Origin of the sequence: Sandarakinorhabdus rubra, assembly GCF_010994245.1 — a bacterium.
Classification (GTDB): Bacteria; Pseudomonadota; Alphaproteobacteria; order Sphingomonadales; family Sphingomonadaceae; genus Sandarakinorhabdus; species Sandarakinorhabdus rubra.
Genome location: NZ_WMHO01000011.1, coordinates 1 through 24,988 on the forward strand (window position 1 = coordinate 1; position 24,988 = coordinate 24,988).

General features: G+C 65.9%; 22 protein-coding genes and 1 pseudogene. 16 read left to right on the forward strand and 7 right to left on the reverse strand.

The features are described 5' to 3' along the window. The 11 genes from GJV64_RS01480 to GJV64_RS01530 form a co-directional block, all read left to right on the forward strand. Window positions 1-918: methyltransferase (locus tag GJV64_RS01480; protein ID WP_164155526.1), on the forward strand; the 918-nt coding region annotated here is incomplete at its 5' end. Between the two features lie 217 nt (window positions 919-1,135). Then, on the forward strand, window positions 1,136-2,068 hold the full coding sequence (gene bchC, locus GJV64_RS01485) for a chlorophyll synthesis pathway protein BchC (RefSeq protein WP_164155527.1): 933 nt from the start codon (window positions 1,136-1,138) through the stop codon (window positions 2,066-2,068). Next, window positions 2,065-3,060 (forward strand): chlorophyllide a reductase iron protein subunit X, encoded by a 996-nt coding sequence (locus GJV64_RS01490; RefSeq protein WP_164155528.1) that lies wholly within the window; start codon window positions 2,065-2,067, stop codon window positions 3,058-3,060. Before bchC ends, GJV64_RS01490 begins: the two co-directional genes overlap by 4 nt. Beyond that, window positions 3,053-4,567 carry a chlorophyllide a reductase subunit Y gene (bchY, locus tag GJV64_RS01495; RefSeq protein WP_164155529.1) on the forward strand — a complete coding sequence of 505 codons (1,515 nt, stop codon included), beginning with the start codon at window positions 3,053-3,055 and terminating at the stop codon, window positions 4,565-4,567. The genes GJV64_RS01490 and bchY overlap by 8 nt, the downstream gene beginning before the upstream one ends. 1 nt (window position 4,568) lies before the next feature. Further along, window positions 4,569-6,017 carry a chlorophyllide a reductase subunit Z gene (gene bchZ, locus GJV64_RS01500; protein ID WP_164155530.1) on the forward strand — a complete coding sequence of 483 codons (1,449 nt, stop codon included), beginning with the start codon at window positions 4,569-4,571 and terminating at the stop codon, window positions 6,015-6,017. Window positions 6,018-6,235: 218 nt separating this feature from the next. Next, the gene (gene pufB / locus GJV64_RS01505) at window positions 6,236-6,466 is read left to right on the forward strand and encodes a light-harvesting antenna LH1, beta subunit (protein WP_156255302.1); all 231 of its coding nucleotides are present in this window, start codon (window positions 6,236-6,238) and stop codon (window positions 6,464-6,466) included. Between the two features lie 12 nt (window positions 6,467-6,478). Then, the gene (gene pufA, locus GJV64_RS01510) at window positions 6,479-6,658 is read left to right on the forward strand and encodes a light-harvesting antenna LH1, alpha subunit (protein ID WP_164155531.1); all 180 of its coding nucleotides are present in this window, start codon (window positions 6,479-6,481) and stop codon (window positions 6,656-6,658) included. Window positions 6,659-6,868: 210 nt separating this feature from the next. Beyond that, complete coding sequence (gene pufL / locus GJV64_RS01515) at window positions 6,869-7,693, forward strand: photosynthetic reaction center subunit L (RefSeq protein WP_164155532.1); 825 nt, start codon at window positions 6,869-6,871, stop codon at window positions 7,691-7,693. Window positions 7,694-7,708: 15 nt separating this feature from the next. After that, window positions 7,709-8,680: a photosynthetic reaction center subunit M gene (gene pufM / locus GJV64_RS01520; protein WP_164155533.1), complete on the forward strand. Its 972-nt coding sequence runs from the start codon at window positions 7,709-7,711 to the stop codon at window positions 8,678-8,680. Then, complete coding sequence (gene pufC / locus GJV64_RS01525) at window positions 8,677-9,807, forward strand: photosynthetic reaction center cytochrome PufC (RefSeq protein WP_164155534.1); 1,131 nt, start codon at window positions 8,677-8,679, stop codon at window positions 9,805-9,807. Before pufM ends, pufC begins: the two co-directional genes overlap by 4 nt. A 160-nt stretch (window positions 9,808-9,967) precedes the next feature. Continuing rightward, entirely contained in the window at window positions 9,968-11,695 is a 1,728-nt protein-coding gene (locus GJV64_RS01530; RefSeq protein WP_164155535.1) for a flavin-containing monooxygenase, read from the forward strand. A 16-nt stretch (window positions 11,696-11,711) separates the two neighbouring features. Here GJV64_RS01530 and GJV64_RS01535 read toward each other — a convergent pair whose 3' ends face one another. Beyond that, the gene (locus GJV64_RS01535) at window positions 11,712-12,803 is read right to left on the reverse strand and encodes a fatty acid desaturase family protein (protein ID WP_164155536.1); all 1,092 of its coding nucleotides are present in this window, start codon (window positions 12,801-12,803) and stop codon (window positions 11,712-11,714) included. Window positions 12,804-12,939: 136 nt separating this feature from the next. On the opposite strand from GJV64_RS01535, the gene GJV64_RS01540 reads away from it, so the two are divergent. Beyond that, window positions 12,940-13,449, forward strand: coding sequence for a YybH family protein (locus GJV64_RS01540; protein ID WP_164155537.1), 510 nt, complete (start codon window positions 12,940-12,942; stop codon window positions 13,447-13,449). 135 nt (window positions 13,450-13,584) lie between these two features. Here the strand turns inward: GJV64_RS01540 and GJV64_RS01545 are convergent, their stop codons facing one another. After that, window positions 13,585-14,727, reverse strand: a complete 1,143-nt coding sequence (locus GJV64_RS01545; RefSeq protein ID WP_164155538.1) for an acyl-CoA dehydrogenase family protein — start codon at window positions 14,725-14,727, stop codon at window positions 13,585-13,587. A 163-nt stretch (window positions 14,728-14,890) separates the two neighbouring features. On the opposite strand from GJV64_RS01545, the gene GJV64_RS01550 reads away from it, so the two are divergent. Then, on the forward strand, window positions 14,891-15,382 hold the full coding sequence (locus tag GJV64_RS01550; protein ID WP_164155539.1) for a nuclear transport factor 2 family protein: 492 nt from the start codon (window positions 14,891-14,893) through the stop codon (window positions 15,380-15,382). 69 nt (window positions 15,383-15,451) lie between these two features. Further along, window positions 15,452-16,696, forward strand: a complete 1,245-nt coding sequence (locus tag GJV64_RS01555) for a dipeptidase (protein WP_164155546.1) — start codon at window positions 15,452-15,454, stop codon at window positions 16,694-16,696. Between the two features lie 887 nt (window positions 16,697-17,583). Here GJV64_RS01555 and GJV64_RS01560 read toward each other — a convergent pair. Then, window positions 17,584-18,354: a 3-hydroxybutyrate dehydrogenase gene (locus GJV64_RS01560; protein WP_164155540.1), complete on the reverse strand. Its 771-nt coding sequence runs from the start codon at window positions 18,352-18,354 to the stop codon at window positions 17,584-17,586. Continuing rightward, window positions 18,354-19,535 carry an acetyl-CoA C-acyltransferase gene (locus tag GJV64_RS01565; protein ID WP_164155541.1) on the reverse strand — a complete coding sequence of 394 codons (1,182 nt, stop codon included), beginning with the start codon at window positions 19,533-19,535 and terminating at the stop codon, window positions 18,354-18,356. The genes GJV64_RS01560 and GJV64_RS01565 overlap by 1 nt, the downstream gene beginning before the upstream one ends. Before the next feature lie 599 nt (window positions 19,536-20,134). Here GJV64_RS01565 and dndB point away from each other — a divergent pair. Next, window positions 20,135-21,277, forward strand: coding sequence for a DNA sulfur modification protein DndB (gene dndB, locus GJV64_RS01570; protein ID WP_164155542.1), 1,143 nt, complete (start codon window positions 20,135-20,137; stop codon window positions 21,275-21,277). Between the two features lie 228 nt (window positions 21,278-21,505). Here the strand turns inward: dndB and GJV64_RS01575 are convergent, their stop codons facing one another. Further along, window positions 21,506-22,132 (reverse strand): histidine phosphatase family protein, encoded by a 627-nt coding sequence (locus tag GJV64_RS01575; protein ID WP_164155543.1) that lies wholly within the window; start codon window positions 22,130-22,132, stop codon window positions 21,506-21,508. Between the two features lie 100 nt (window positions 22,133-22,232). On the opposite strand from GJV64_RS01575, the gene dnaN reads away from it, so the two are divergent. Then, window positions 22,233-23,354 (forward strand): DNA polymerase III subunit beta, encoded by a 1,122-nt coding sequence (gene dnaN, locus GJV64_RS01580; protein ID WP_164155544.1) that lies wholly within the window; start codon window positions 22,233-22,235, stop codon window positions 23,352-23,354. A 144-nt stretch (window positions 23,355-23,498) separates the two neighbouring features. Here the strand turns inward: dnaN and GJV64_RS01585 are convergent, their stop codons facing one another. After that, on the reverse strand, window positions 23,499-24,350 hold the full coding sequence (locus GJV64_RS01585; protein WP_164155545.1) for a metallophosphoesterase: 852 nt from the start codon (window positions 24,348-24,350) through the stop codon (window positions 23,499-23,501). Window positions 24,351-24,459: 109 nt separating this feature from the next. Beyond that, window positions 24,460-24,988: pseudogene (locus GJV64_RS01590) on the reverse strand (hypothetical protein); the annotation flags it as partial.

Sequence of the window (24,988 nt, forward strand, 5' to 3'; positions counted from 1 at the left end):
GACCTGGCGACAGGCGCCGGGCTGCCGCTGGATGCCATGGAGCGGCTGCTGGGGGCGGCCAGCGCCATCGACCTGGTGGAGCGCGCCGGCCCGGAACTCTGGGTGCTGGGCCAGCGCGGCGCGGCGCTGGCCAGCAACCAGGGCGCGCTGGCGATGATCGAGCATCACAAGATCTTCTATGACGATCTGGCCGACCCGCTGGCGCTGCTGAAGGGCGGACGCGGCCAGAGCCGGCTGGCGCAGTTCTGGACCTATGCACCAGCTGCCGGGCGCGGACAGCCAGCCACCGCCGATGCGGCCAGCTGGCAGGGTGGCGGCGACGGCGAGGTGGCGCCCTATTCGGCGCTGATGGCGGCGAGCCAGCCGATGGTCGCCGAACAGGTGATCGATGCCTATCGATTCGATCGCCACCAGTGCCTGATGGACGTGGGCGGCGGCCATGGCGCCTTCCTGGCAGCGGTGGCGACGCAGCACCCGCGGCTGGCCATGAAGTTGTTCGATCTGCCGGCCGTGGTGGAGGGCGCCAAGGCGAAACTGGCGGCGGCGGGCCTCAGCTATGTGGCCCTGCATGGCGGCAGCTTCCGCGACGATCCGCTGCCGCAGGGCGCCGATGTCATCAGCCTGGTGCGCATCTGCCATGACCATGATGACGAGGTGGTGCGGGCGCTGTTGAAGAAGGCCCATGCCGCGCTGCCGGCCGGCGGCCGGCTGCTGATCGCCGAGCCGATGGCGGCGACGCCGGGCGCCGAGGCCATGGGCGATGCCTATTTCGGGCTCTACCTGTGGGCGATGGGATCGGGCCGGCCGCGCACCGCCGGCGATTACCTGGCGTTGCTGGCCCAGGCCGGCTTCACGGCAGCACGCGAGGTGCCGACCGCGCTGCCCATGGTGACAAGGCTGATCGTGGCCGAACGCTGAGGGGACTCGGGACCTCCTCCGGGCTCCAGCCGGCGTCAAGCCTGAAACTGGAGCATCCTCGTCCAATTTTTTGCCTTGCGAAGTTGTAACACGGCTTTACATCGCAAAATCGCGGCGCATAGATTGCCGCCGCGAAATTGCGGGTGTGCCGGGCCGGGAAGGGACGGCGCAGATGCGGCCGGGCCGGGCAGGGCATCGGCATGAGGGGTTGAACGGGATGGAAACCTTGGCCGTCGTCGTGGAGGAGCCGGAGCGCGTCGCCTTGCGCCGCCTGGCGCTCGCGGCGCCTGATGCCGATGATGTGGTGGTGGCCGTGGACTGGTCCGGCATCTCCATGGGCACCGAGAAGTTGATGCACAACGGCACCATGCCGATGTTCCCTGGCATGGGCTATCCGCTGGTGCCCGGCTATGAAGCGGTGGGCACGGTGGTGGATGCCGGCGTCAACCAGAAGGCGATGATCGGGCGGACGGTGTTCGTGCCGGGCTCTTCCAAGTTCGAAGGTGCGCGCGGGCTGTTCGGCGGCCAGGCGCGTACCCTCATCACCGGGGCGGCGCGGGTCATCCCGGTGCCGGGCGGCTGGGACGAGAAGGCCGTGCTGATGAGCCTGCTGGCGACCGCCCAGCACGCGGTGGTGGGCGGCGAGATGCCCGATCTCATCATCGGCCATGGCGTGCTCGGCCGCCTGCTGGCGCGGATCGCGCTGGCCAATGGCGTGGAGCCGACCGTTTGGGAAATCAACGACGCCCGCATGGGCGGAGCAGAAGGTTATCGGGTGATCCGGCCCGAGACCGACGAGCGGCGGGATTACCGCTCGATCTACGACGCCAGCGGTGACCACCGCATTCTCGACACCGCCGTCATGCACATGGCGCGCGGCGGCGAGATCGTGTTGGCCGGCTTCTACAGCGAGCCGCTGTCGTTCCACTTCGCGCCTGCGTTCCGGCGCGAGGCGCGTATCCGCATCGCCACAGAGTTCCAGCCTGACGACCTCGCGAGCAGCCTCGCGATGGTGGGCAGCGGTAGGCTGTCGCTCGAGGGCCTTGTGACGCACAAGGTTCCGGCATCTGAGGCCCCGACCGCTTATGGTCAGGCCTTTTCGGACCCCAACTGTCTCAAGATGGTCTTCGACTGGAGAGATATCGCATGAGCATCAATCAACTTCTCGATCAGGTTGCCGCGCTGCGCGAGGAGGCCGCGATCGAGCCTGATCCGGTGCACACCGGAGAGATCACCAAGGAAACCCAGATCATTGCCATCTATGGCAAGGGCGGTTCGGGCAAGAGCTTCGCGCTCGCCAACCTGTCCTACATGATGGCGCAGCAGGGCAAGCGCGTGCTGCTGATCGGCTGCGATCCGAAGAGCGACACCACCAGCCTGCTGTTCGGCGGCAAGGCGACCCCGACGATCATCGAGACCAGCTCGAAAAAGAAGCTCTCGGGCGAGGAACTGACGATTGAAGACGTCTGCTTCCAGCGCGACGGCGTGTTCGCCATGGAACTGGGCGGGCCGGAAGTGGGCCGCGGCTGCGGTGGCCGCGGCATCATCCATGGCTTCGAGACCATTGAGAAGCTGGGCTTCCACGACTGGGGCTTCGATTATGTCCTGCTCGACTTCCTGGGTGACGTGGTGTGCGGCGGCTTCGGCCTGCCGATCGCGCGTGACATGTGCCAGAAGGTGATCGTCGTTGGCTCCAACGATCTGCAGTCCCTCTATGTCGCCAACAATGTGTGCAAGGCGGTCGAATATTTCCGCAAGATGGGCGGCAATGTCGGCGTGGCCGGCATCCTGATCAACAAGGATGATGGCACCGGCGAGGCGCAGGCCTTTGCCAAGGCGGTGGGCATTCCGGTGCTGGCCAGCATCCCGGCCCACGAGGATATCCGTCGCAAGTCGGCCAACTACCAGATCATCGGCACGCCCGATGGCCAGTGGGGCCCGCTGTTCGCGGAACTGGCACAGAATGTCGAAACCGCGCCGCCGGTGCGGCCGACCCCGCTCGATCAGGATGGCCTGCTGGGCCTGTTCAAGCCGGAAGACACAGGCGGCAACTTCACCCTGAAGCCGGCCACACAGGCCGATATGCGCGGCGGCGTCTACGAGACCAAGCCGAGCCTGGAAGTGGTGTACGACAATGTCTGAAGAGCTTGCCGTACCGCCCGCTGCCCAGCCTGTTGCCGATGGCGCCGGCTGCCACGCCGGCGCCGACACGATGCGCGATGCCGCCGCCAAGGCCGGCAAGTCCGAGGTGCTCGACCGCTACGCGGCCGATTATCCGAAGGGCCCGCACGACCAGCCGCAATCCATGTGCCCGGCCTTCGGCTCGCTGCGCGTTGGCCTTCGGATGCGGCGCACCGCCACCATCCTGTCTGGCTCGGCCTGCTGCGTCTATGGCCTCACCTTCACGTCGCACTTCTATGGCGCGCGGCGTACCGTGGGCTATGTGCCGTTCAATTCCGAGACCCTGGTCACCGGCAAGCTGTTCGAGGACATCCGCGAAGCCGTCTACCAGCAGGCTGACCCGGAAAAATACGACACGATCGTGGTGACCAACCTGTGCGTGCCGACCGCGTCGGGCGTGCCGCTGCAGCTGCTACCCGACAGCATCAACGGCGTGCGCATCATCGGCATCGACGTGCCGGGCTTTGGCGTGCCCACCCATGCTGAGGCGAAGGACGTGCTGGCCGGCGCGATGCTGAAATATGCCCGCGAGGAGATCATGGCCGGCCCGGTCGCGGCACCCGCCGTGATGCCCGACAAGCCGACGGTCACGCTGCTGGGCGAGATGTTCCCCGCCGATCCGGTCGGCATCTCGATGATGCTGGAGCCGATGGGGCTCACTGCCGGGCCCGTTGTGCCCACCCGCGAATGGCGTGAGCTCTATGCCGCGCTGGCCTCGCCGGTGGTGGCGGCCATCCACCCCTTCTACACGGCGGCCATCCGCGAGTTCGAGGCGGCCGGGCGCACCATGGTGGGCTCGGCGCCGGTGGGCCGCGACGGCACCGCGGCCTGGCTGAAGGCCATTGGCGATGCCTTCGGGGTTTCGGCCGATGCCGTGGCGGCGGCGCAGAACCGCTTCCTGCCGGCCATTGCCGGTGCGCTTGCAGGTTCGCCGATCAAGGGCCGCATCACCGTGTCGGGCTATGAAGGCTCGGAACTGCTGGTGGCGCGCCTGCTGATCGAATCGGGCGCCGAGGTGCCCTACGTCGGCACCGCCTGCCCGCGTACCAAATGGTCTGATCCCGATCGCGAATGGCTGGAAGCCAGGGGCACGCGCATCCAGTATCGCGCCAGCCTGGAACAGGACATCGCGGCGGTCGAGGAATTCGGTCCTGACCTGTCGATCGGCACCACGCCGGTGGTGCAGCACGCCAAGACCCGCGCCATCCCGGGCCTGTATTTCACCAACCTCATCTCGGCGCGGCCGCTGATGGGCCCGGCCGGGGCCGGCAGCCTGGCGCAGGTGATCAACGGCGCGCTGCGGAACAAGGACCGCTTCGATGCCATGAAGGGCTTCTTCGACGGGGTTGGCGAGGGCCACGCCGCCGGCATTTGGGAGGCCGTTCCGCAGGACCGCCCGGAGTTCAAGAAGAAGTTCGCTGGCAAGATGATCGCCGCCGCCAAGGCGAGCGAAGCGATAGGAAACTGATATGCTCGTTCTCGATCACGATCGGGCGGGGGGCTATTGGGGCGCGGTCTACAGCTTCACCTCGGTGAAGGGCCTGCAGGTGGTCATCGACGGCCCGGTGGGCTGCGAAAACCTGCCGGTCACCTCCGTGCTGCACTATACCGATGGCCTGCCGCCGCACGAACTGCCCATCGTTGTCACCGGCCTTGCCGAGGAGGAACTGGGCAAGACCGGCACCGAAGGCGCCATGAAGCGGGCGTGGAAGACGCTGGATCCGGCGCTGCCGTCTGTGGTGGTCACTGGCTCCATCGCCGAGATGATCGGCGGCGGTGTGACGCCGGAAGGCACCAGCATCGTCCGCTTCCTGCCGCGCACCATCGACGAGGACCAGTGGCAGTCGGCCGACCGCGCGCTGACCTGGCTGTGGAAGGAGTTCGGGCCGAAGAAGATGCCGGCGCCCAAGGTGCGCAAGGAGGGCGAGAAGCCGCTCGTCAACATCATCGGGCCGCAATATGGCACCTTCAACATGCCGTCGGACCTCGCGGAGATCCGCCGCCTCATCGAAGGCATCGGCTGCGAGGTGAACATGGTGTTCCCGCTGGGTACCCACCTCGCCGACATCCGCCGCCTCGCCGATGCCTCGGTCAACGTGTGCATGTACCGCGAATGGGGCCGCAACCTGTGCGAGACGCTGGAGCGGCCTTATCTGCAGGCCCCCATCGGCCTGAACAGCACCACCGCCTTCCTGCGCAAGCTGGGCGAGCTGACCGGCGTTGATCCCGAACCCTTCATCGAGAAGGAGAAGCACACCACGCTGAAGCCGCTGTGGGATCTGTGGCGCTCGGTGACGCAGGATTTCTTCGCCACCGCCAGCTTCGGCATCGTGGCGACCGAAACCTACACGCGCGGCATGAAGGTGTTCCTCGAAGACGACATGGGCATGCCCTGCGTGTTCGCCTATCAGCGCAACGCCGGCGTGAAGCCCGACAACGAGGCCGTGCGCGAATCGATCCGCACCAGCAGCCCGCTGATCGTGTTCGGCAGCTACAACGAGCGCATGTACATGGCGGAAACCAACAGCCGCTCCATCTACATCAACGCCAGCTTCCCCGGTGCCGCCATCCGCCGGCACACGGGCACGCCCTTCATGGGCTATTCGGGCTGCACCTGGATCATGCAGGAGGTGTGCAACGCGCTGTTCGATGCGCTGTTCTTCATCCTGCCGCTCTCCACGATGATGGACAAGGCCGACGCGACGCCGTCACGCCTGCTGGAAGCGGTGACCTGGGACGACGACGCCCGCTCCGAACTTGACCGCATGGTGGACAAGGAGCCGGTGCTGGTGCGGATCTCGGCGGCGAAGCGCCTGCGCGATGCGGCTGAACGGGCGACCCGCGATGCCGGTGAGACGCTGGTGACCATGGAACGGCTGCGCGCGGCGCTGCGCCTCTATGAAACGCAGGCTGCATGAAACATTGGCCGTATGAAGCGCCGCGTGACAATCGGCCACAGAAGCCTCTTTTCAAACCATTACAAACTTGCCATGAGAGGGGCGAAGGGAATTGGCTGTGAGGGGGGAATCCCCTATCAGTCGCAACAACTTTGCGGTGGAATCATCCTACGCCGCGAAGTCGCCGGTCGGGCGAGGCCATAACGGGCTCGTGCGGCGGAACCATCGGAGGAAAAGGCATGAGTGACAACAAGATTGGTCCGGGTACCTACCTGACCGACGCCGAAGCGAAGGAGTTCCACCGGGGCTTCGTCGTGTCGATGGCGTTCTTCGTGATCGTGGCGGTCATCGCCCACTGGCTGGTGTGGGTGTGGCGTCCCTGGCTGGGCTCCAAGCGCGCGTTTGCTGCCACGGAAATCCACCAGATCCAGGCTGCCGACGCGTCCAGCGTCGCTGCGCCCCGGGCTTAAGGAGCGACGACAATGTGGAAGATCTGGCAGACCTTCAATCCGCAGCGCATTCTGACCGCCCTGGCGGTCTTCCTGTTCACGCTGGCCATCCTGATCCACTTCATCCTGCTCAGCACCGACCGCTACAACTGGCTGGACGGCGCCGAGCCGGCTGCTTCCGCGGCCGTCACCGAAGCCAACCAGGCCGCCTGACACCGGTCAGGCTGGCCCAAGGGCCGGATTCCCTGGTGAGATGGGCGGGTTTGTCACACTGCCCGCCCATCCACCTTCGGATTAATTACCGGCTTGTAATGGTCAGCCGGACTCGTGGAACAGGTGAACCGCGGGTTGGCCGTCATGGCTAGGCCATGATCGGTCGGCTGGGGTCACGGTTGGGCAGCGGTCTCGCGGAGGAGGTGCGCCATGGCGGTGCTGAGTTTTGAACGCAAATACCGAGTGCGCGGGGGCACGCTGATCGGCGGTGACCTCTTCGACTTCTGGATCGGTCCTTTCTATGTCGGCTTCTTCGGGGTCACGACGCTCTTTTTCGCGGCCCTGGGCACGGCGCTGATCCTTTACGGAGCTGCCATTGGTCCGACCTGGAACCCCTGGCTGATCAACATCGCCCCGCCCGACATTTCCTATGGTCTGAAGCTGGCGCCGCTCAAGGAAGGCGGCCTGTGGCAGATCATCACCATCTGCGCCATCGGGGCCTTCTGCAGCTGGGCGCTGCGCGAAGTGGAAATCTGCCGCAAGCTCGGCATCGGCTATCATGTGCCGGCCGCCTTCGGCATGGCCATCCTCGCCTATGTCACGCTGGTTGTGTTCCGCCCGCTGCTGATGGGCGCCTGGGGCTATGGCTTCCCCTATGGCATTTTCCCCCACCTCGACTGGGTGTCGAACACCGGCTACCAGTATCTGCATTTCCACTACAATCCGGCCCACATGCTGGCGGTGAGCTTCTTCTTCACCACCACCTTGGCGCTTGGCCTGCACGGCGCGCTGGTGCTGTCCGCGGTCAACCCGGCCAAGGGCGAGACGGTGAAGTCGCCGGAGTATGAAGACACCTTCTTCCGCGACCTGATCGGCTATTCGGTCGGCACGCTGGGCATCCACCGCCTGGGCCTGCTGCTGGCCATGAACGCCGGCTTCTGGAGCGCGGTGTGCATCATCATCTCGGGTCCCTTCTGGTCGCGTGGCTGGCCGGAATGGTGGACCTGGTGGCTCAACCTGCCGATCTGGCGTTGAGGACGGACACGCACCATGGCTTATCAGAACATCTTCACGCAGGTGCAGCTCCGCGGTGAGCTGGAAGCCGGCGTTCCACTCGGCCCCAACAACGACGAGCGCTTCGGCCCGTTCGGCACTTCGTGGCTGATGGGCAAACTGGGCGGCGCCCAGATCGGGCCCGTCTACCTCGGCAAGCTGGGCCTCGCCTCGCTGCTGTGCGGCTTCATCGCCATCGAGATCATGGGTCTCAACATGGCGGCTTCGGTGAACTGGGATCCGATCCAGTTCGTCCGCCAGTTCTTCTGGCTGGCGCTGGAACCGCCGCCCGCCAAGTACGGCTTCACCTTCAACGTGCCGCTGAACGAAGGCGGCTGGTGGATTGCGGCCGGCGGTTTCCTCACCGCCTCTATCCTGCTGTGGTGGGCGCGCACCTATGTCCGCGCCAAGGAACTGGGCATGGGCACGCACGTGGCCTGGGCCTTCGGCTCGGCGATCTGGCTCTATCTGGTGCTCGGCTTCATCCGCCCGATGATGATGGGCAGCTGGGCCGAAGCGGTGCCGTTCGGCATCTTCCCGCACCTCGACTGGACCGCGGCTTTCTCGATCCGCTACGGCAACCTCTTCTACAACCCGTTCCACGCGCTCAGCATCGCCTTCCTTTATGGTTCGACGCTGCTGTTCGCCATGCACGGCGCCACCATCCTCGCCGTTGGCCGCTATGGCGGTGAACGCGAGATCGAGCAGATCACCGATCGCGGTACCGCCTCGGAACGCGCGGCCCTGTTCTGGCGCTGGACCATGGGCTGGAACGCCACCATGGAATCGATCCATCGCTGGGCCTGGTGGTTCGCGGTGCTGACCACGCTGACCGGCGGCATCGGCATCCTGCTCACCGGTACTGTGGTCGACAACTGGTACCTCTGGGCCGTGCAGCATGGCTTTGCCTTGGAGTATCCGGCCACGGGCGTCGTCGATCCGTCCACTCTTCCGGGAGCGCCGCAATGAGTGCGTTGAAGAAGGCTCTGGCCATCGCTCTGCCCGCGCTGCTGCTGGCTGGCTGCGAACTGGGCGTCAAGGAGCAGGAACAGGTCGGCTATCGCGGCACCGGGCTGGTGCTGATTACCGACCCCGACACCAAGGCGAAGGTGGGCGAAGTGCCCGCCCCGCCCTATGAACTGACGGCCGAGATGCTGGCCGGCGACCGGGCGAAGACGGCCTACGAGAACGTCCAGGTGCTGGGCGACATCTCGGTGGACGAATTCAACTATCTGATGCAGGCGATGACCACCTGGGTCGCTCCGGATGGCAGCAACATCAAGGATGCCGGCTGCACCTACTGCCACAATCCGGAAAACATGGCCTCGGACGAGAAGTACACCAAGGTCGTGGCGCGCAAGATGCTGCAGATGACGCAGAACATCAACGCCAACTGGAAGCCGCACTTCGGCAACCAGGAGAACGCCGGCGTGACCTGCTGGACCTGCCACCGCGGCAACCCGGTGCCGGTGAACAACTGGGCCACGGCGGTGCCGGATCCGGGCAACATCACCGGCAACAAGCGCGGCGGCAACACGCCGGCCAAGACGGTGGCCTATGCCAGCCTCGCCTATGATCCGTTCACGGACTATCTGGCCGGCAAGGAAAACATCCGGGTGGGCGGCAAGGCCTTCCCCACCGCGGCCAGCGCTGCCTCGATCCAGTCCACCGAAAAGACCTACGGCCTGATGATGCACATGAGCCAGGGCCTGGGCGTGAACTGCTCCTTCTGCCACAACTCGAACAATTTCGCGAAGTGGGAGGACAGCCGTCCGCAGCGTGTAAACGCCTGGTATGGCATCCGCATGGTGCGGGATGTGAACAACAACTACATCACCGCGCTGGGCGACGTGTGGCCGGCCAACGGCAAGGGCCTCTATGGCAACCGCCGCGGCCCGCACGGTGACCCGCTGAAGGTGAACTGCGCCACCTGCCACCAGGGCGTGAACAAGCCGCTGGGTGGGGTGAAGATGCTGAAGGACTATCCGGCGCTGAAGGGCGCCGCCCCGGTCGCCGCTCCGGCCCCGGTGGTGGCCACCACCCCGGCGCCGGCCGAGACCGCTGCGGCGGCGGAGGCTGTCAAGCCCGCCGCTTGATCTGATCCGCAGCAGGCAAAGGCAGGGCCCGGTGTCTCCCGACACCGGGCCCTGTTATTTCGGGCTTTACTGTCGCACTCAATAGTCCCAGCTTTGCCGTACACCCCTGCATGATAGCGTGGTGGTATCGCCCCGGTCGCCGGGGCTCGGGGAGAGGGAAATGGCGGAACGTCTCGATGTACTGATCGTGGGTGCCGGCTTTGCCGGCATGTACATGCTGCTGAAGAGCCGCGAACAGGGATTGAAGGTGCAGGCGATCGAGGCCGGCAGCGGCGTCGGCGGCACCTGGTACTGGAACCGCTATCCCGGTGCCCGCGTCGATATCCAGAGCCTCGACTATAGCTATGGCTTCGATGCGCGGCTGGAACAGGAATGGCGCTGGTCGGAACGCTATGCCCCACAGCCGGAACTGTTGGCCTATGCCAACCATGTTGCCGACCGCTTCGACCTGAAGAAGGACATCCGATTCAAGACCCGGGTGACGGCCGCGCACTGGGATGCCAAGGCCGACGGCTGGAATGTCACCCTCGACACGGGCGAGGTGATCCCGGCGCGCTTCGTGGTGATGGCAACCGGCTGCCTGTCGGTGCCGACCGACGTCACCTTCCCCGGTCTCGACGACTACAAGGGCACCATCTATCGCACCTCGCGCTGGCCGCACGAAGGGGTGGATTTCAGCGAGCAGCGTGTCGGCATCATCGGCACCGGCTCGTCGGCCATCCAGTCGATCCCGATCATCGCCGAAAGCGCCGCCCATCTCACCGTCTTCCAGCGCACGCCCAACTATTCCACGCCGGCCCGCAATGGCCCGATCCCGGAAGAGGAGTTCCAGGAGTGGCTGAAGGACCCGCGGGCTTTCCGTGCCCGCTCGCGCTACACGCCCACCGGTTTCTGGAATGATCCGCGCGAGGACGCCATCGCCACCCAGACCCCGCCGGATGAAATCAAGGCGGAGCTGGAGCGACGCTGGGCCTGGGGTGGGTTCCGCATCCTCAGCGCCTTTGCCGATCAGGCCATCGATCCGGAGGCCAACAAGATCGTCGCCGACTTCATCGCAGAGAAGATCCGCGAGCAGGTCAAGGACCCCAAGGTCGCCGAGATGCTCACCCCGAAGGATCACCCGTTCGGCACCAAGCGCCCATGCGTCGACACCAACTATTACGCCACCTACAACCGCGACAATGTCGAGCTGGTCGATCTGCGGTCAGACCCGCTGGAGACGTTCACCGCCACCGGCATCCGCACCAAGAACCGCAGCTTCGATTTCGATGCCGTGGTGCTGGCCACCGGTTTTGACGCGATGACCGGTGCCATCGAGCGTGTCGATATCCGCGGGGTGAACGGCGAGACCATCAAGGAGCATTGGGCCGCCGGCCCGGAAACCTATCTCGGCCTTATGGTCGCCGGCTTCCCCAACCTGTTCCTGATCACCGGCCCCGGCAGCCCATCGGTGCTGACCAACATGATCAACAGCATCGAACAGCATGTCGATTATGTTGCTGACATCATCGCCAGCCTGAATGCCAGCCAGGCCGGCCGCATCGAGGCAACGCGCGAGGCGGAACAGGCGTGGACCGACCATGTCGACCAGTCGGCAGCGATGACATTGTTCCCGCGCGCCAACAGCTGGTACATGGGCGCCAACGTGCCGGGCAAGCCGCGCCGTTTCCTCGCCTATACCGGCGGTCTCGACGTCTACAGCGACATCTGCAACGCCGTGCGTGACAAAGGGTGGGAAGGCTTCGTGATCGCGCGCGGGGACCAGGTGCTGCGCGCCAGCCACGAGTTCACCAGCTTCCCGCCGCCGCCCGAGAACATGGCGCCGCACATCATGGAAATGGCGATGGCGCGCGTGGAGGCCTGGAACAAGGAACACGGCCGGGTGTGACGCCCGGCCAGCGGGTTCAGGCCCGCGCCGTCCCCGCGCTCGCCCACAGCCGGGCGATCACCTGGCTCAGGCTGCGGTGGTTGCCGCCGTGGTAGCTGTTGTCGGCCGGCAGTTCCGCCAGCAGCCGGCGATGCGCTTCCGGCAGGGCGTGATAGGGCAGACCGGGCAGCAGGTGATGCAGCGCGTGATAGCGCAGGCCCACCGGCGCCCACAGTTCCGGCAACATGGCTGGCGGCGGCACGTTCACGCTGTCGAGGAACTGGGCAGTGATGGTCATCACCTTGCCGTCATTCTCCCACAGATGGGCGACGAGCGTGCGCACCTGGTTGATCACCATGCTGGCCGACAGCGCGGCCAGCCAGATGGCAAAGGCGCGCAAGGGGATCAGGCCGGTGGCGACCCCGGTCAGCACAGCGATGACGAAGGTGGAGGTCGCGACTTCCATTACCGTCCAGCGCGCGGCGGCCGGGCCGGCTGGCGGATCGCGGCGGAACTCGGGGTTGATCGACAGCGCCGAGAATCGCGCGCGGACCATGTTGCGCACCGGCTTCAACAGCGACAGCGGCGCCAGGAGGCCCCAGCGGATCAGGAGGCCGATCGGCCCCAGCGCGGCGATGGCGACGAACAGCGGCACACTGATCTTGGGCTTCAGGGCCAGCGCCATATATTCCGGATCGCGCACCGTGCCGTAACGGTTGCGGGCGTGGTGCAGATTGTGGACGCCCTCATACATGAAGCTGGGAATCATCAGGGGGATGCCGGCGATCAGGTTCCAGGCCAGCCGGTAGCCGGGCACACTGTCATCCTTCATGTGGCTGATCTCGTGGATGAAGCTGCCCAGCCGATAGAGGGCGAGGACGGCGACCACCGCCAGCGCGGCGGTGGCAGCCATGGGCAGGCCATCGGCGAGGATCAGCGCCGCCAGCGCGCCCCAGCCGATGATGGCCGAAGCAGCCGTGTCAGCCCAGTAGATGGCGGGCCGATAGTCACCCAGCTCGCGGCCCAGCGTAGCGGCCAGCTTGATCAGGGCCACATCCTCTCCAGCCAGTGCACCATTGGTTTCGCGTGGACTGGAGTCGGGCAGGCGGGCGGCAGTCGAAAGGCTCATGGCGGCGCTCATTGCACAGGATTGCGACCCGATAAGGGCAGAATCCCGGCAGTTCCATTCCGGAGATTGCCGCATCTGGCTGGCTCGCCCCATGCAGTTTGTCTAGGCTGCCTGGCGATCAGGGGAGGGGCGCATCATGACCTGGATTGGCTTGACGATCACCGCTGCCGCTTTGCTGGCAGGCCCAGCAACCGCAAAGCCGCCCGGGCTGCCGCCAGCACTCGAAAAGGCCGTCACCGAAAGCCACGAGGCGCTGCGCAGGATATTGAACGGCGATCCATCCGGCTATGCCGCGCTGTTTGCCGATCGGGATGATATCACGCTGGGCAATCCGTTCGGCCCGTTCGGCAAGGGGCCTGCCGAAGTGCGCGCCCGCCTCGCCAATGCCGCCACCAAGTATCACGACGGCTCGGTGACCAGCGTGGATCGGATCGCCGTCTATGGTGGCGGCGAAACATGGGTGTTGGTGGAAGTGGAGCACGGCCACGCCAGGCTGGGCAACAGCCCGGATTTCGCCGATTTCGCGGCGCGAGTGACCAGTGTCTATCAGCGTCAGGGCCAGGCTTGGCGGCTGGTGCACCGTCATGCCGATCCGATCACCAGCCCGCGCGGCGCGGAATCGCTGCTGCCGACTTCGCCGCCGTGATGGTCGTGACGTCGAACGGGCTTCAGGCTAGCCTCTGCGCCGGCAAAGCTGCCGCGCTGGCTTGCCCAAACCCGCAGGTCGGTCTTGCTGGAGTTGGCGGATAGCGCGTGACGCTATCCGCTCGTCCGGCTGCGATCAGATCGTCCGGCTCACCACCAGCTTCATGATCTCGCTGGTGCCGCCATAGATGCGCTGCACGCGCGCATCGCGCCACAGGCGGGCGATGGGATATTCATTCATGTAACCGGCGCCGCCGTGCAGCTGCAGCGCCTCGTCGCACACGCGGCCCTGCAGTTCGGTGTGCCACAGCTTGGCGGCGCTGGCTTCGGCGGCGGTCAGCTTGCCTTCGATCAGCTTCTGCAGGCCCCAGTCGATATGGGCCCAGCCGACCTGCAGTTCGGTCTTGAGGCCGGCGAGGGTGAACTGGGTGTTCTGGAAATCCCACACCGTCTTGCCGAAGGCCTTCCGGTCCTTCACGAACTTCACGGCCTCGTCGAAGGCGCGCTGGGCGCCGGCCTGGGCGGAAATGGCGATCGAGAGGCGCTCCTGCGGCAGCTGGCTCATCAGGTAGATGAAGCCCTTGTTCTCCTCGCCCAGGCAGTTGGTCATCGGCACGCGCACGTCGTTGAAGAACAGTTCCGAGGTGTCTGCGCTGTTCTGGCCGATCTTGTCGAGGTTGCGGCCGCGGCTGAAGCCTTCGCGGTCTGCCTCCACCAGGATCAGCGAGGTGCCCTTGGCACCGGCCTCCGGATCGGTCTTGGCCACCACGATGATCAGATCGGCATTCTGGCCGTTGGTGATGTAGGTCTTGGAGCCGTTGATGACATAGTGGTTGCCATCCTTCTTGGCCGTGGTGCGCACGCCCTGCAGGTCGCTGCCGGCGCCCGGCTCGGTCATGGCGATGGCGGTGATCAGCTCACCACTGATCATCTTCGGCAGATACTTCTGCTTCTGCTCCTCGCTGCCATAGGCGATCAGATAATCGGCGATGATGTCGGACTGCAGCGTGATGCCGGCCGATGAGCCGGCATAGGCCAGTTCCTCGTCCACGATGGCGTTGTAGCGGAAATCGAGGCCCAGCCCGCCATATTCCTCCGGCACGCCGGGGCACAGCAGCCCGGCCTCGCCGCAGGCGCGCCAGAACTTGCGGTCCACAATGCCCTCTTCCTCGTAACGGTCGAGGTTGGGGATCAGCTCCTTGTCGAAGACCTTGCGCACCGTGTCGCGGAACGCCTGTTCATCGGGGCCATAGACGCGGCGATCGGCAGCTTCGAGCATGGGGTGTTTCCTTCGGCAAAGCGGATTTGCGGCCATCAAAGCCACAGCCATCCCCGCCCGTCACCTATCGGGCAAGAGAGGGCGGCGGGGGTGCGACCATCAGTGCTTGGCGGGCGTGTGCCGCAGGCGTAGCATTGCGCCCACAACAGGGGAGACTCATACCATGCGGATGATGCTGATCGCGGCCATGCTGGCTGCCGCCACGCCTGCCTTTGCCGCCGATCCGGCCGGCCCGGCACGCGGTGCCATCGATGCCTTTGCCGCAGCCTTCGCCAAGGGCGACCTGGCAACTGCGAAAGCGACCCACACCGCCAACCCGGTGATCATCGACGAGCCGCCGCCCTATATGTGGAGCGGTCGCGACGCCTTCGACACCTGGCTCGCCGATCTGGGCAAGGACAGCAAGGCGGCCGGCCGCACCCAGGAAAAGCTGACCATCGGCAACACCCTGCGCGCCGAGACGAGCGGCAGCGCCGCCTATGTCATCACCACGGCCACCTACAGTTTCACCCAGAATGGCAAGGCCATGGCCGAACCGGGGCGCATGACCTTCGTGCTGCAGAAACAGGCCGCCGGCTGGAAGATCGCCAGCTGGACATGGGCCGGCCCGCGCGGCCGCCCGGCGGCGACGACCAAGCCGCCCACCACGCCCTGACCATAGTCGCTGCGCCATTTGGCCGATTGCGCCGCCTGCCTCCTGCCTGAAAGCACGACACCCATGATGATGAACCGCGCCCGCCTGCTGCCCGCCCTGTTGCTGGCCACCCTGTCCATGCCCGCCCTTGCGCTGGATGATCCCATGCTGAAGCGCGCGGAAGCCGTGCTGAAGCGCCAGCCGATCATCGATGGCCACAACGACTGGCCGGGTGCGCTGCGCGGCAGTTTCGGCGAAGGCTGGTGGAGCCAGGATCTGAAGGCCGACAGCCGCAAGTTCACCCGCCCGCTGATGACCGACATCACCCGCCTGCACCAGGGCCGGGTCGGCGGGCAATTCTGGAGCGTCTATGTGCCAGCCACCGTCACCGGCCCGCAGGCGGTGAAGGCCACCATCGAACAGATCGACATCGTGCGCGGCTTCGTGGCCAAGTATCCGGCCGATTTTGAGTTGGCCGCCACCGCCGCCGACATCCGCCGCATCCAGAAGACCGGCAAGGTTGCCAGCCTGATGGGCGTGGAGGGCGGCAGCCAGATCGACAACAGCCTGCCGGTGCTGCGCATGTATCACGCGCTGGGCGTGCGCTACATGACGCTGACCCACACCAAGCACAATGACTGGGCCGACAGTGCCAACGAGCCGCCGCGCGCCGAGCCATTCAGCGCCTATGGCAAGGCCATCATCCACGAGATGAACCGCATCGGCATGCTCGTCGATCTCTCCCACGTGTCGCCCGGCACCATGAAGGCGGTGCTGGCCACGGCGAAGGCGCCGGTGATCTTTTCGCACAGCAGCGCGCGCGGCATTGCCGATCATGTCCGCAACGTGCCCGATGACGTGCTGCCGCTGGTCAAGGCCAACGGCGGCGTGGTGATGACCACCTATGTCCCCGGCTTCATCAACAGCGCCCGCCAGGCCTGGGAAGCCGCGCGCGCTGGCGAGCGCCAGCGCCTGTCCGCCCTCTACATCGCGCAGCCTGACCGCCAGGCCGCCGGCATGAAGGCCTGGGAAGCCAGCAACCCGCTGCCGCCGGTGGGCATCAAGGATGTTGCCGACCATATCGACCGGCTGGTGAAGCTGGCCGGCGTCGACCATGTCGGCATCGGCGGTGACCTTGATGGCATCGAATCGACGCCCACCGGTCTGGAGGGCGTGGAAACCTATCCGGCGCTGATCGCCGAACTGCTGCGCCGCGGCTACAGCGAGGCCGATTGCGAGAAGATTGCCGGCGGCAACCTGCTGCGGGTGATGGAGGCAGCCGAGAAGGTGGCGGCGAGCATGGCGGGCGAACTGCCGCCTGATGTGAAGCCGTAAGCGGCGGGGGCGGTTCGTCAGAGATCTGGAGAAGAGACGTCGCGGCTAAGCCGCGCCGTCGGACGACACACGAAATGGGCGCCTGTTGGGGGCCGCCCTTCTTGGTCGCCGGCCGTGTTCGCGTGAGTCTGGCGGCGGCCCGCCGCCTGAACCCCTTCACAACATAATGGCCGCTGGTGTTGCCACCAGCGGCCACTGTGTCGTGCCCCTCAGAAGAGGACGTGGGCGGTGCGGTCGGCGCGCCTGCGCTTGCTGCCTTCCGACAGAAGCTGCAGCGGCTGGCCTCTCGCCACTCCACGGCACTTTCGCATCCGGCGGACGCGGTGGCTTCCGCCACCGTGCCGCCGTTGCAGGACCGGTCCGCACCTCCCCTTTGCTGGCCCGTTTGGCTTGCGCCTCCCGGTTCGCTCTGGTTCGGCCTCGCTGGCCCTGGCCGCCGCGCTCACCTGCCGTTCCGATGGAGCTGCTTGCGCCTCTGCATCCTTCCTGCGGGCTGCTGCCTGCAGCCTTCGGGTCGTGCCCTTGCCCGCTCTGGCCTGCTGCCTTCCGGATCGCTCCTGTGCACAGCTGCCTGATGCGGACCGGCGTTCCGGCCCAGGCTGGCTCCCGGCTTTCCCGTTGCTTCCACCCCTGCTTTGCGGCGGGGGATCAACTTCGGTTCCACTGGCCTTCCAGCCCCACCAGCCTGGCCGATCAAATTCCCCTCCTAAGATGGGACTTGTCACCTGCGACTGGTGATAACCGCTTCATTCCGTTGGCGTTTCCGCTTCCTGTCAATTCCCGGCTACAAGTGGATGCTCGCACCCTTCCACTGAGTCGTCAAACTGAAATATCGGCAATCTTGCCTGTGGATAACGGGGATAACGGGGATGGAATCCGGGGCTGGTTCAGGCCGCTGTCCAGCCGCCGTCCATCGTCATGTTGGCGCCGGTGATCTGGCTGGCCGCATCGCTGCACAGGAACAGGGCGAGGGCCGCCACCTGTTCCACCGTCACGAACTGCTTGGTGGGCTGCGCCTTCAGCAGCACGTCCTCGATCACCTGTTCGCGCGTCAGCTTGCGGGCGGCCATGGTGTCGGGGATCTGCTTTTCCACCAGCGGCGTCCACACATAGCCCGGTGAGATGCAGTTGGCGGTGATGCCGTGCTCCGCCACTTCCAGCGCGATGGCCTTGGTGAAGCCCGCCATGCCGTGCTTGGCCGCCACATAGGCCGACTTGAACGGCGAGGCGACGAGGCTGTGGGCAGAGGCGGTGTTGATGATGCGCCCCCAGCCTGCGGCCTTCATGCCCGGCACCGCCGCGCGCGTGGTGTGGAAAGCAGACGACAGGTTGATGGCCAGGATTGCATCCCATTTTTCCGGAGGAAACTCTTCCACCGGCGCGACGAACTGGATGCCGGCATTGTTGACGAGGATGTCGACGCCGCCCAGCTGCTCGTGCGCGGCGGCCATCATCGCCGCAATCTCGCCTGGCTTCGACATGTCGGCGCCATGGTAGAGGGCACCGCCAGCCTCCGCCTGCGCCGCCGCCACCTGCGCCGCATCGCCAAAACCATTGATCATCACCCGGGCCCCGGCTTGCGCCAGCGCCTTGGCAATGGCGAGCCCGATGCCGCTGGTGGCGCCGGTGACCAGCGCGCGCTTGCCGGTGAGCGACATCAGAGCAGCTCCACTGCCATGGCGGTCGCCTCGCCGCCGCCGATGCACAGGGCCGCCACCCCGCGCTTGCCCCCGGTGAGTTCCAGCGCGGCTATCAGCGTCGACAGGATGCGCGCGCCCGACGCGCCGATGGGATGGCCGAGCGCGCAGGCGCCGCCGTGGATGTTCAATTTCTCGTGCGGGATCTTCAGATCATGCATCGCGATCATGGCCACCGCCGCGAACGCCTCGTTCACCTCGAACAGGTCGACATCGGCTACCGTCCAGCCGGCCTTGTCCAGCACCTTCTGAATGGCCGGCACCGGGGCCGTGGTGAAGCGCGCCGGTTCATGGGCGTGGGCGGCGTGGGCGATGATGCGGGCCTTCGCGCTCCAGCCTTCGGCCTCGGCAACGCTCTGCCGGGTGAGCACCAGCGCCGCCGCCCCGTCGCTGATCGAGGAGGCGTTGGCGGCGGTGATGGTGCCGTCCTTGGCGAAGGCCGGCTTCAGGCTGGGGATCTTGTCGATGCGCGCCTTGCCGGGCTGTTCGTCGGTGTCGACCAGCACCTCGCCGCCGCGCGATGGCACCGCCACCGGCACGATCTCGCCGGCAAAGGCGCCGTTGGTAATCGCCTTCTGGGCGCGCTCCAGGCTGGCGATGGCAAAGGCGTCCTGCGCGGCGCGGGTGAACTGGTAATCGCGGGCGCTTTCCTCGGCAAAGCTGCCCATCAACCGGCCGGGGTCATAGGCATCCTCCAGCCCATCGAGATACATGCTGTCCTTCACCGCATCATGGCCGATGCGCGCACCGCCGCGATGCTTCATCAACAGATAGGGCGCGTTCGTCATGCTCTCCATGCCGCCCGCCACCATCACCCGCGCCGTGCCGGCCAGCAGGGCATCATGCGCCATGATCGCCGCCTGCATGCCGCTGCCGCACATCTTGTTGATGGTGGTCGCCTCCACATGCAGCGGCAAGCCCGCGCCCAACGCCGCCTGCCGCGCCGGCGCCTGGCCCTGCCCGGCCGGCAGCACACAGCCCATCACGATCTGCTCAACGGCCATCGGCGACACGCCGGCCCGTTCCACGGCGGCCTGCACAGCGGCGGCGCCCAGCTGCGGAGCCGTCAGCCCCGCCAGCACCCCCTGAAACCCACCCATCGGCGTGCGGGCATGGCTGGCAATGACAACGGGATCAGACATGGTGGGGACTCCAGTTGCGATACGGGCCTTCTACGGGCGCATGCCCTGCCAACAAAGTGAAAAGCTGCTGACCGAAGATCGCCTGCCCCCATCGTGTAGGTCACATAGGTTACAGATTCTTCTCATGCGCGCGGAAGGCCGCTTGGCGCTTCCATCAGCCTACGGCCAGCGCCTTGAGCCGCCACCATGATGACAGGCCTTGGCGGCGTAGGACAGAAGAAGGGGCAGGGAAGAAGAGGCCTCCGGCGGGCAGGGACTCGTCCCTGCAGCCCCTTGTGCGATTGGGAGGGGCAACTCTCGAAGTTTGTTTCATAAATGACGAGAACCCAGAGGGATTCCTTAATGCGCAACGGGCATGTCTGCCGGCCTAATCGACCATTGGACGTTCTCTGCTAACATATGCGGCAATGACCAAGCCGACACAGCTGTATCCTGAGACGGCTAGAGCTGGCTGCACGATGAATCCGAGCTCTATAAAAAAAGAAAGGGAGCTCGTTGACAGGGTGAAGAGAGCTGTATATGTTTCGGTCTTAGAGCTCGGGGCGTGAATGAGCGAGTGGTTCGCTCAAGCCTTGGCGAGCTCTGTAAGGAGACCGAAAATGAACTTTGATATCCGTGTGCCCGCCATGCGCGGGAAGATGGGCACCCGCACGTACTACTCGTGCTTGATGCCGATGAAGGCCGTGCCGCAGTTCTTCAAGTTCACCGACTGGGCCGGTATCAGCCCCGAAGACCGCGAGCAGCGGGTGTTGAACGAGAAGCGCGTCCCCGACTTGGCGACCTACATCGCCGAGAATGAAGACAACTACATCTTCTCGTCGATCACGGCATCTTACAAAGGCGAGCCGAAGTTTGAGCCGTTCACCGAAGGATCGGATATCGGCGTGCTCATTCTGCAGTTGGGCGATGAGTTGATCATCAACGATGGTCAGCACCGGCGCGCCGGGATCGTGAAGGCTCTGCAAGATGGCGTGCCGATCGAAGGGCATGCGATCTCTGTCCTTCTGTTCCCATGGGAATCGACCGAACGGGTTCAGCAGATGTTCTCGGACCTCAATCGCTACGTCCAGAAGACCTCAAAATCGCTCGATATCCTGTTTGACAAGCGGGATGCCGTGGCCGCTTCGACCTTGGCAATGATCGACCAAGTGCCGGTCTTCCGTGAACTGACTGACAAGGAGAATGTGTCACTCAGCTCCAAGTCCACCAAGCTGTTCACGCTGGCGGCGCTCTACGACGCCAACGCGGAGCTGCTGAAGGGCCACGACAAGAAGGACATCGTCGCCAACGCCACACTTTTGACAGACTACTGGAACGCGATCGCTGCCCACATGCCGGACTGGACCAAGGTGCTCAGCGGCCAGAAGCTTGCTCTCGAACTGCGGCAGGAGAAGATCTCTTCCCACTCGACGGTGCTTCGCGCCCTTGGCGGCCTCGGGGTCGACCTGATCGGGCGGGACAACTGGAAGGAGCAGTTGAAGGCCCTCGAAGGCATCGACTGGTCCAAGAAGAACTCCGAGTGGGAGAACGTCTGCATCGTCTCCAATTCGGTCGTATCCAACCGGCAGGCTCGCGCTGCCACCAAGGCGTTCATCAAGGCAAAGCTCGGTATTGAGCTGACTGCTGGTGAAAAGCGGTCAATCGACGAAGCCGAGATGAAGCGGTCGATTGACCGAATTGGCAACCTGTTGGACGAAGGTAACGGCCAAGCCGCGGTTTCTCCCCTTGTTCCAACGGCCTAGCGAGCAGCTTGAGTCGGTGAGCTCATAGCCTGCCAAGATCGTTTATTGTTAAGCGCGCCGGTCGAGGTAGCTCGGCCGGCGCTGCCATGTTCGGGGCGCAGGCTTCAGTGTATGCTCGACAGCCAGCTCTTAACGCGGCCTCGCGAACGAGATCAGGCCGTCGTTAAAGCTGATGGGTGCAGGGACGAGTCCCTGCCCGCCGGAGGCTCTCCTTATTCCTGAAAACCTTCAAGCCGCCCGCACCCCCTGCGCACCGCTGCCCACGTGGAGCATCGTTTCGACCCCATCGCGGATGTGGAACACCGTGCCCTGTGGCGCGTCGGCGGCGACGGGGACGCCGTGCCAGTCCTGCCCGCCGACGAGGATGCCGCGCAGCACGCGGGCGGTGATGCCGTGGCTGATGGCCAGCACAGGGCGGGTGGGGTCGAGTTCGGCCAGCCAGTCGGTGAGGCGGGCGGCGATTTCGGGGAACCATTCACCGGCGGGGGGCGGCACGCGGAAAAGGCGGCGATCGGGGCAGACGATGCTTTCGCCGAGGTCGGCGACGATGTCGGCATAGTAGCGGCCTTCCCATTCGCCGACGTCGATTTCGAGCAGCCGCCGGTCCTGTCGCCAGTCGAAGAAGGGCACGGAGAGATGCTCGCCGACGATGGCGGCGGTCTGCTGGGTGCGGCCTGAGGGGCTCACCCAGAAATCCCGGTCCGGCGCGTCGCCCAGCACGTCCTTCAGCGCGGCGCCCATGGCTTCGGCCTGGGCAATGCCGGCGCGGGTGAGGGGGGTGTGTGCCATGTGCCCCTGCATGCGCGCGGCGGCGTTGAACACGGTTTCGGCGTGGCGGGCGAGAATCAGGTCCATGGCCGCTACACTAGGCCGCCGGCGCCGCACTTGGCCACTATGCCGGCGCGTCTGAATGGTTATAGTGCGCGCAAATTCACGCCTAGCAACAGGGAATGGGATGAAGGCCACCGTCGAACGCGCAACGCTGCTGAAGTGCCTGGGGCATATCCAGTCGGTGGTCGAACGGCGCAACACCATTCCCATCCTGTCCAACGTGCTGATCGAGGCGCGCGGCGACGGGCTCCGCCTGATGGCGACCGATCTTGATCTGCAGGTGGTGGAGACGATCCCTGCGGCCATCGACGTGCAGGGCGCCACCACGGTGTCGGCCCACACGCTGTTCGATATCGTGAGGAAGCTCCCCGAGGGCAGCCAGGTCGAGCTGGCGGTGGCCGGCGAGCGGATGACCGTGGTGGCCGGCCGCAGCCGCTTCAGCCTGTCGACGCTGAAGCGCGACGATTTCCCGGTGATCGCGGAGACCGATCTGCCGGTGCGCTTCACCCTCTCGGCCGGTGAGCTGCGCGAACTGATCGATGCCATCCGCTTTGCCATCTCCACCGAGGAGACGCGCTATTATCTGAACGGCATCCACATCCACGCCACGTCCGGCCCAAGCCCCAAGCTGCGCGGCGTGGCAACCGACGGGCATCGGCTGGCCCGCATCGAGCTGGATCTGCCGGCCGGCGCCGCCGACATGCCGGGCGTGATCGTGCCGAGGAAGTGCGTGAACGAGGTGCGCAAGCTGCTCGACGAGATGGCTGGCGATGCCCCGGTGGAGGTGAGCCTGTCGCCGGCCAAGATCCGCTTCCGCTTCTCGGCCGACACGACGCTGACCAGCAAGCTGATCGATGGCACCTTCCCCGATTACAACCGGGTGATCCCGACCGCCAACGACAAGCTGTTGAAGATCGACACGCGCGCGCTGGCCGAAGGCGTGGACCGGGTGGCGGCAATCGCCACCACGGAAAAGACCCGCGCCGTGAAGCTGGCGCTGGGCCGGGACAAGGTGACGCTTTCGGTCACCAGCCCGGAAAACGGCACCGCGTCCGAAGAACTGCCCGCCGATTATGCCGCCAGCGACATCGAGGTGGGCTTCAACTACCGCTATCTGCTCGACATCCTGGGCCAGGTGAGCGGCGACCAGGTGGACCTGCACCTGGCCGACGCCTCGGCCCCGACGCTGATCCGCGAGGGCGACGAGGCCAAGTCGCTCTATGTGCTGATGCCGATGCGGGTCTGAGCGCGGCCGAGCGTTATCGCGCAGCGATAACGCCGGACTCGCGCCAGACCGGCCGGCGACCAAAAAGGGCGGCCCCGACAGGCCGCCCTTTTCGTGTGTCGTCCGACGGCGCGGCTTTGCCGCGCCCCTCCCTCGCGCTCTACCTCAACGCCCCATCCGCTCCGCCAATATATGCTGCACCGTCGCCTGCATGCGGGCATTGTAGCGGGCCAGCACCGGGTGGTCGCCGCCGGTGCCGAAGTGGGTGATGAGGTCCTGTCCGGTCCACCAGTGGACGGCAAAGCCCGGCGGTTCGGCCACGATCATGTCTCGCCCGTCGGGCTGGTTGCCATCCAGCGGACTGAAGTCGATGGCCACCTGCGGTGCGGTGGAGGGGCAGACCGCCAGCGTGGTGCCGTGCCAGCCTGTGGTGATGGCGCGGTGCAGGTGGCCGGTCACCATGCGGACGATATGGCCGTGGCGGCGCACCACGGCAGCGAGGCGCTGCACCCAGGGCGCATCGATGTCCTCCGTCATCCAGCCATTGCCGGTCTCGATCGGCGGGTGGTGCAGCACCACGATGGTGGGCCGCGTGTCGGCCGCCAGAGCGGCATCCAGCCAGTCGGCCTGGGCCGCGCTGAAGGCGCCGCCGTGCAGCCCATCCTCCAACGTGTCGAGCACCACGAAGCGCAGCGGGCCGTGGGTGAAGTCATACTGCACATGGCCGGTGGGCGTCACCGGCACCTCGGGGAACACGGCGCGGAAATGGGCGCGGTTGTCGTGGTTGCCGAGCGCGAAATGCACCGGGAAGGGCAGGCGGTCGGTGGCCGCCTTCAGGGCTTCATAGCTGGCCAGCGCGCCATGCTCGGTGAGGTCGCCGGTGGCCAGCAGCAGATCGGGCTGCGGGGTGAGGGCCAGCAGCGATTCCAGCACATCGTGGAATCGCCTTGCGTTCAGCTCCCCCGGATCATCCGGCTGGAAGCCAAGATGGATATCGGTCACCTGGGCAATCAACATCTGTGCCGCCCCCGCCGGCTGCGCCTGTTTCGCACCGGCCCGTTGAGGGCAAATACGGCACCGCGTCGCAGACTGACGCAGGCTTGCCCCGATTGCAACGCTGCGCGCATCAGGGGAGCACCGCTGCCAGCCGGGCGGCAGCCGGTGGCCCGTGCGGGTTCACGCCATCATGATAGGCATGGCAGGTCTCGCAGCCGGCTTCGGCGCGCGGCGCGGCGCTGAACAGCGTCTTCGCCGGCGCGCCATGGCACTGCCGGCAGGTGGCGACACCCGGCAGCAGCACGTCGCCCGACAGCTTCGAGGTGAGCGCGCCGCCGTGGCATTGGAGGCACGCCGCCTGACCGGTCTTGCCCTCGAACGTCTTGTGCTGGCCGTGCGGGAAGCGGCCCTGCGGCAGATAATGATCATTGAGGGTGACCGGCGCGATGGCGAAGCGGCGGGTGATGTCGGGGTTGCCGGTGTCGGTGACGACATGGCAATCGGTGCAGATCCCTTTCTCGCCAAAGCGCCGGCCGGTGAAGACTTGCGCCACCGCCGCATCGGCGCGGCTGGCCGGCGCCACCATGGGCGCCGACGCTGCGATCGGCCCCGGCGTGCGGCGCGGGAACAGCTGAACGCCGCCGCCGCCGGCCCGGCTG

Bases quoted from the DNA above. Each gene is read 5' to 3' on its own strand.
- pufC (WP_164155534.1), top strand. From the start codon at position 8,677: ATGAGTGCGTTGAAGAAGGCTCTGGCCATCGCTCTGCCCGCGCTGCTG.
- dndB (WP_164155542.1), top strand. From the start codon at position 20,135: ATGAACTTTGATATCCGTGTGCCCGCCATGCGCGGGAAGATGGGCACC.
- GJV64_RS01530 (WP_164155535.1), top strand. From the start codon at position 9,968: ATGGCGGAACGTCTCGATGTACTGATCGTGGGTGCCGGCTTTGCCGGC.
- GJV64_RS01535 (WP_164155536.1), bottom strand. From the start codon at position 12,803: ATGAGCCTTTCGACTGCCGCCCGCCTGCCCGACTCCAGTCCACGCGAA.
- pufB (WP_156255302.1), top strand. From the start codon at position 6,236: ATGAGTGACAACAAGATTGGTCCGGGTACCTACCTGACCGACGCCGAA.
- GJV64_RS01560 (WP_164155540.1), bottom strand. From the start codon at position 18,354: ATGTCGCTCACCGGCAAGCGCGCGCTGGTCACCGGCGCCACCAGCGGC.
- bchY (WP_164155529.1), top strand. From the start codon at position 3,053: ATGTCTGAAGAGCTTGCCGTACCGCCCGCTGCCCAGCCTGTTGCCGAT.
- pufL (WP_164155532.1), top strand. From the start codon at position 6,869: ATGGCGGTGCTGAGTTTTGAACGCAAATACCGAGTGCGCGGGGGCACG.
- GJV64_RS01545 (WP_164155538.1), bottom strand. From the start codon at position 14,727: ATGCTCGAAGCTGCCGATCGCCGCGTCTATGGCCCCGATGAACAGGCG.
- GJV64_RS01575 (WP_164155543.1), bottom strand. From the start codon at position 22,132: ATGGACCTGATTCTCGCCCGCCACGCCGAAACCGTGTTCAACGCCGCC.
- GJV64_RS01565 (WP_164155541.1), bottom strand. From the start codon at position 19,535: ATGTCTGATCCCGTTGTCATTGCCAGCCATGCCCGCACGCCGATGGGT.
- pufA (WP_164155531.1), top strand. From the start codon at position 6,479: ATGTGGAAGATCTGGCAGACCTTCAATCCGCAGCGCATTCTGACCGCC.
- GJV64_RS01555 (WP_164155546.1), top strand. From the start codon at position 15,452: ATGAACCGCGCCCGCCTGCTGCCCGCCCTGTTGCTGGCCACCCTGTCC.
- pufM (WP_164155533.1), top strand. From the start codon at position 7,709: ATGGCTTATCAGAACATCTTCACGCAGGTGCAGCTCCGCGGTGAGCTG.
- GJV64_RS01490 (WP_164155528.1), top strand. From the start codon at position 2,065: ATGAGCATCAATCAACTTCTCGATCAGGTTGCCGCGCTGCGCGAGGAG.
- GJV64_RS01540 (WP_164155537.1), top strand. From the start codon at position 12,940: ATGACCTGGATTGGCTTGACGATCACCGCTGCCGCTTTGCTGGCAGGC.
- bchC (WP_164155527.1), top strand. From the start codon at position 1,136: ATGGAAACCTTGGCCGTCGTCGTGGAGGAGCCGGAGCGCGTCGCCTTG.
- GJV64_RS01550 (WP_164155539.1), top strand. From the start codon at position 14,891: ATGCGGATGATGCTGATCGCGGCCATGCTGGCTGCCGCCACGCCTGCC.
- dnaN (WP_164155544.1), top strand. From the start codon at position 22,233: ATGAAGGCCACCGTCGAACGCGCAACGCTGCTGAAGTGCCTGGGGCAT.
- bchZ (WP_164155530.1), top strand. From the start codon at position 4,569: ATGCTCGTTCTCGATCACGATCGGGCGGGGGGCTATTGGGGCGCGGTC.
- GJV64_RS01585 (WP_164155545.1), bottom strand. From the start codon at position 24,350: ATGTTGATTGCCCAGGTGACCGATATCCATCTTGGCTTCCAGCCGGAT.